This is a genomic window from Cyanobium sp. Lug-B (assembly GCF_024345635.1).
GTDB classification, from domain to species: domain Bacteria; phylum Cyanobacteriota; class Cyanobacteriia; order PCC-6307; family Cyanobiaceae; genus Cyanobium; species Cyanobium minutissimum.
In genome coordinates, this window is sequence record NZ_JAGQBM010000115.1 from 1 (window position 1) to 5,024 (window position 5,024).

Annotated in this window: 4 protein-coding genes; 2 read left to right on the forward strand and 2 right to left on the reverse strand. The window is 58.7% G+C overall.

Annotated elements, in window-relative coordinates:
* A partial coding sequence (locus tag KBY81_RS16440) for a CHAT domain-containing protein (RefSeq protein WP_254977093.1) occupies nt 1–242 on the forward strand: 242 nt, incomplete at its 5' end.
* 1,791 nt (nt 243–2,033) lie between these two features.
* Here KBY81_RS16440 and KBY81_RS16445 read toward each other — a convergent pair.
* Together KBY81_RS16445 and KBY81_RS16450 are read right to left on the reverse strand one after the other, a co-directional pair.
* Complete coding sequence (locus KBY81_RS16445) at nt 2,034–2,210, reverse strand: hypothetical protein (protein ID WP_254977094.1); 177 nt, start codon at nt 2,208–2,210, stop codon at nt 2,034–2,036.
* A gap of 154 nt (nt 2,211–2,364) precedes the next feature.
* Nucleotides 2,365–2,781, reverse strand: coding sequence for a hypothetical protein (locus KBY81_RS16450; RefSeq protein ID WP_254977095.1), 417 nt, complete (start codon nt 2,779–2,781; stop codon nt 2,365–2,367).
* A gap of 291 nt (nt 2,782–3,072) precedes the next feature.
* Here KBY81_RS16450 and KBY81_RS16455 point away from each other — a divergent pair.
* A partial coding sequence (locus tag KBY81_RS16455) for a tetratricopeptide repeat protein (RefSeq protein ID WP_254977096.1) occupies nt 3,073–5,024 on the forward strand: 1,952 nt, incomplete at its 3' end.

Here is a 5,024-nt window from a genome sequence, read left to right on the forward strand (position 1 = left end):
CGACGCTGCTGAGCCTGTGGAAGGTGGATGACGCGGCGACGGCGGCGTTCATGGCGGCGTATTACGGGCGTCTGCGGCAGGGAGAAGGAAGGGCGGAGGCGCTGCGCGCGACGCAGGCGGACTTCCGTCGGCATGCGGATCCGCTGTACCGGGATGCGTATGTGTGGGGAGCGTTCCAGCTTACGGGGGACTGGCGTCCGATTGAGCGGCTGGGCTCTGGAAAGGGGAACAGAAGGCTTTGAGAGTTAGAGAGCGGGGGCAAATTGGTGGCGGTTGTTACGGTTTCCCTGCGCTGGATTTCTTGCCGATATGTGAACGAGCGATCGCAGGGGCGACTGCTGCCCCGGCTTCGGCAGCCTCCTTCGGTGATCCCCCTCTAGGGCCGCCAAGGCCGATCTGGAGAATTTCGCGGTGGCCGTTCAGCTCACCGGCAATCAACTGTGTCAGAGCTGGAACGCTGACTGCTTCACCGCCTCTTTTCCCCTTCCCCAGCATCGACCCTTGCCCGCCGGCATCTGGATCCAGACGGCCTATGGCGGCTCCACACAGGTGTGAGTCTCGGGTTGCGTTAGCGCCTGCGGCCTAGTGAGTAAGCGTATGGTCTTAGATGGGTAGCTTCTGGCGTAATGAAACGCTTCATTATTTACACCAGCTTCTGCTGATCCGAGGGTGAACTTCTAGGAAGTCAACGGCAAAGATCACGAGCAACGAGGTCGGGAACTGACCCTGGCGAAATTAGGGAGAATGAGTCTTCTGCTTCAAACTTACTTGTCCAGTTAACGCAATCGATTACCCGCCTACGAGAAATGCCTCTTTCTCCAGATGCCGTGACACTTTGGGTTTCCGTATGAACATATCCACCCGATCGGCCCAGAACTGTATATTCTATGGTGTATCCATCAACTCCAATGACAGTGCACCATCCCGCTGGCGTGCACTGCTGGGCTGCGGCTGGGAGAAATGTTGACTGTAGCCCGATCGTTGCCGCAATAGAGGGGCCGAGGCGACATATGCGAGCCATTATGTGAGTCATTGTACTAACGGCGCGAGCGCAGTTTAAACATATACTCAACTTTACTAGCAATTGCTTCATTCTAGCTGGAGTAAACTCATCTCAACAACTCTGCCATCCTCTAACTCCTGGGGTCATGTCATGCCCCGAGAATTTGGAGTGGCTGGCCTTCTGCCAGCTTTTCTGAATAATGTAACTCATGTCCGCAGCGTGACGTAGCTAATGTTACCAGTCGTTTGGATGTCCACCTGCAACAGCGAGCGCTACGAAGCGGACCATGGCTTTCTCTCGTAGCGGTGTGGTAGCACAGATTGTGCCAAGGCCCGACGTACGACACATATACTGGTGCTGATTAAGTCCATGACTTCCGACACCTGGAACTGCGAAATCATCCCCCTGTCAACGACCTAAAGACACCTTGATTCGCAGCCAGCTGGCATGGATGCTGTGAATCAGCAGTGATCTGCGGCAACGTTCGAGGCGATAGCAGCAGACACTGCCAATGATGAAGCCATCACGCCTTAGCCGCCATAGGCCAGTGGGCGAGAGACTGAGATCCTGGAACGCCTGGGCCCGCGACACGCACTGGATTTCGAAATAACGGCGTATTCTGAAGTATCTTCAATGATTGTGCATAATCTGGCTCGATACTTCTCGGAAACGACAGGATGCCATCCCTGCATAGACTGTTCCACACTATGCTTGCAACTTCAGCTTCCTCGTCCGTGATCTGAAAAGCCGACCGTTGGTGTTAACCAGGAATTTTCCGCCTGTCTGAGTGAGATCGTTGAGGCGACAGTCTCGTGGGTGCCTCCCCATTTTTTTAGACAGCTTTAGTGATGCTAACTTCGTCGGCGGCAGCGGTGCCTCACAAAAGAGTTAGTCTGTTTAAGATATGCCTGGTCGGTAGGCAGGATCATTGACAATCGACCGGCCTGGGGTGGTGCTCAGCCTCGTGCGGGCACGAGTCGGTGCATCTCGTCGATGATCTGGATGATCGTGCAGTTGCCAACCAGCTGACCTACTGTCCAACGGTCATGCTGATGGTGGGGATTAGATTCTTCCAGTCTCTGAAGGGTTGGCTAGTCTTCACCAGCAGGATCTTCCGGAAGTAGGGGTATGTAGCCAGCTCGAGCAGCACCGAAGTCCCGGTGTCATGCTTACGTACTTTGCCGATGTCGTCGATCACCAGCAGCATCTAACGATGCAACTTGGTCAGGGTCTTGGCCAGGGCGGCTTCGGCTTTGGCCTGTTGCAGGTGCTGCATCAGCGTCATGCACGACAAACTCCGCGCCAAGCGATCCAGGGTGATTAGGCTCCAGCAGATTCCTCAGGTTGATTTGCGTTTACCCTCACTTCTGGGGCCCAATACAGCAGGGTTTCGTACCGATCGATCCAGCTGGTGACTGATCAGTGATGAGGTAACGCTGTAACTCACCGAGCGTACCACCAGGAACTTGGCCGGCAATGCGCTCCACCAGCATCTGCAGCAGATTCGCCATGGAGTTCAGTGTGGCTTTAACTTGGCCCGCATGTTGGAGGTACTCCGCCTCGGTGGAGAAGTCGCCGCTGCCTCCCTGTAGCTCGTTGATCGTGTCGTACTCATAGAGGACGCCGCGGATGAGGCTCTCGGCATTGACCAGCAGGTAGCGCAGTGTTCGCGGCAGCGGCTGGTGAAGGCCTTCGCGTTGATTCCATCGCGGCGGGGGGTGCCGAGGGACGCCGCTGAGCCTGAAGAAGGTGGATGACGCCGCGACGGTCGCCTTCATCGCGGTGTAATACGGGCGTCTGCAGCAACGAGAAGGGAGGGCGAAGTCGCTGCGCGACCCAGGCGATCTTCCGCTGCCATGTGGGTCCACGGTCTCGGGATGCGTACGTGTGGGGAGCGTTCCAACTGACGGGGGACGGGCGACCGATCGAGCGGCTGGGCTCTGGGGGGGAAGGTGCAGGAGGTATGAATGGGCGTTCGAAGTGCCAGTAGGCTGTGATTGCTCCGTCATGATCTGCGTAGCATGGACTGTTCAGCAGGGCTTGGGCGTAGGCCTGCAGAAACACTGCTGTTGGCCAGTGTTCTGGCATTTGCGTCACCAGCTGCCGCAGTGGTGATAGGCCGGAGCTTTCCCTTGCAGGATCGGCATGCTTCTGCTGTCAATGTTTCGCAAATAGAGCCGGCACCCAAGGAGGTCGCCGAGGTCCAGTCCTGGATCAAGCAAGCTAATGAGCTGGAGGCTAAGGGGGCTTATGGGGAGGCGGCCGAACTGCGGCAGAAAGTGTTGGCCTGGTGTGAGCGGACACTGGGGCCGGAGCACCCAGAGACGGCCAACAGCCTCAACAATCTAGCTTTTCTTTATGCGAACCAGGGCCGCTATCGGGAGGCTGAACCGCTCTACAAACGCGAGCTGGCGATTCGCGAGAAAGTGCTGGGTCCGGAACATCCTGAAACGGCCACCAGTCTAAATAATCTAGCGGCGCTTTATCAAGTCCAGGGCCGCTATGGGGAGGCTGAACCATATTACAAGCGAGCCCTGGCAATCCGCGAGAAGGTGCAGGGTCCGGAGCACCCCTTTACAGCGGCCAGCCTAAGCCATCTGGCGGAGCTTTATCGCGTCCAGGGCCGCTATTCTGAGGCTGAACCACTGTACAAACGTGCTCTGGCGATCTGCGAGAAGGTGCTGGGACCGGAGCACCCAGATACGGCCAGTAGTCTTAACAATCTAGCCTTGATTTATTCCATCCAGGGTCGCTATAGAGAAGCCGAACCGCTCTCTAAGCGTGATCTGGCAATCAGCGAGAAGTTGCTGGGCCCAGTGCATCCGGATACGGCCACCAGTCTTGCCAACTTAGCAGATCTCTATCGGGCCGAAGGCCGCTATGGGGAGGCCGAACCGCTCTTTAGGCGTGCTCTGGCGATCCGCGAGAAGGTGCTTGACTCAGAGCACCCTGCGATGGCCACCAGCCTCAACAACTTGGCGGAGCTTTATCGAGCTCAAGGCCGCTTTGGGGAGGCTGAACCGCTTCACAAACGAGCCCTAGTAATCAACGAGAAGGCGCTGGGCCCGGAGCACCCATTTACGGCCACAAGCTTGAGTAACTTGGCGGAAGTCTATCGAGCCCAGGGCCGCTATGGGGAGGCCGAATCGCTTACCAAGCGCGCATTGGCGATTCGCGAGAAGGTGCAGGGCCCGGAGCATCGGGATACGGGCACCTCCCTCAACAACTTGGCTTTGCTGTATGCCAAACAGGGACGGTATAGGGAGGCCGAACCGCTCTCCAAGCGTGATCTGGCAATCAGCGAGAAGGTGATGGGCCTGGAGCACCATGAGACGGCCACCAGCCTCAGCAACCTGGCCTTGCTGTATGCCAAGCAGGGTCGCTATGGGGAGGCTGAACCGCTATACAGGCGTGCACTAGCGATTCGCGAAAAGGTGCAGGGACAGGAGCACCCCTCTACGGCCCAGAGTCTGAACAATCTGGCTTTTTTTCTCTTTGACCAGAAGGACTACGCCTCAGCCCGTGCACTGCTGAGCCGCGTGTCGCGAACGCAGGGGAACTGGCTGGTGCGGGAGCTGCCGCTGCAGCCGCGCGAACTGCGGGCGGGTCTGCTGGCGGAGCAGAGCGATGCACCGGCGACGATTTTTGCGCTGCTGGATGTGGACCCCGGTGCCAGGGAACTGGCGCTGCAGACGCGGCTGAACCGCCAGGGTCTGCTGGCGGAGATCGAGCAGCGGCAACAGCGGCTGGCGGGGAGTGGGCCACAGACGCGTGAGCTGGCGCAGCGGATCGCTGGGATCGATCGGCAGCTGGCGTCGGTGAGCCTGCCGGCGGAGCGGCGGCCGGAGCTGCAGAAGCAGCGTCTGCAACTGGAGGGTGATCTGTACCGGTCGCTGCCGAGCCTGCGGATCGAGGCGGTGAGCACGGCGCAGGTGGCGGCGGCGCTGCCGCGGCAGGGTGCGCTGGTGGAGTTCCAGCGGTACCGGCCGTGGCAGGTGGCTGGCGGTGGGAAGGGGGAGTG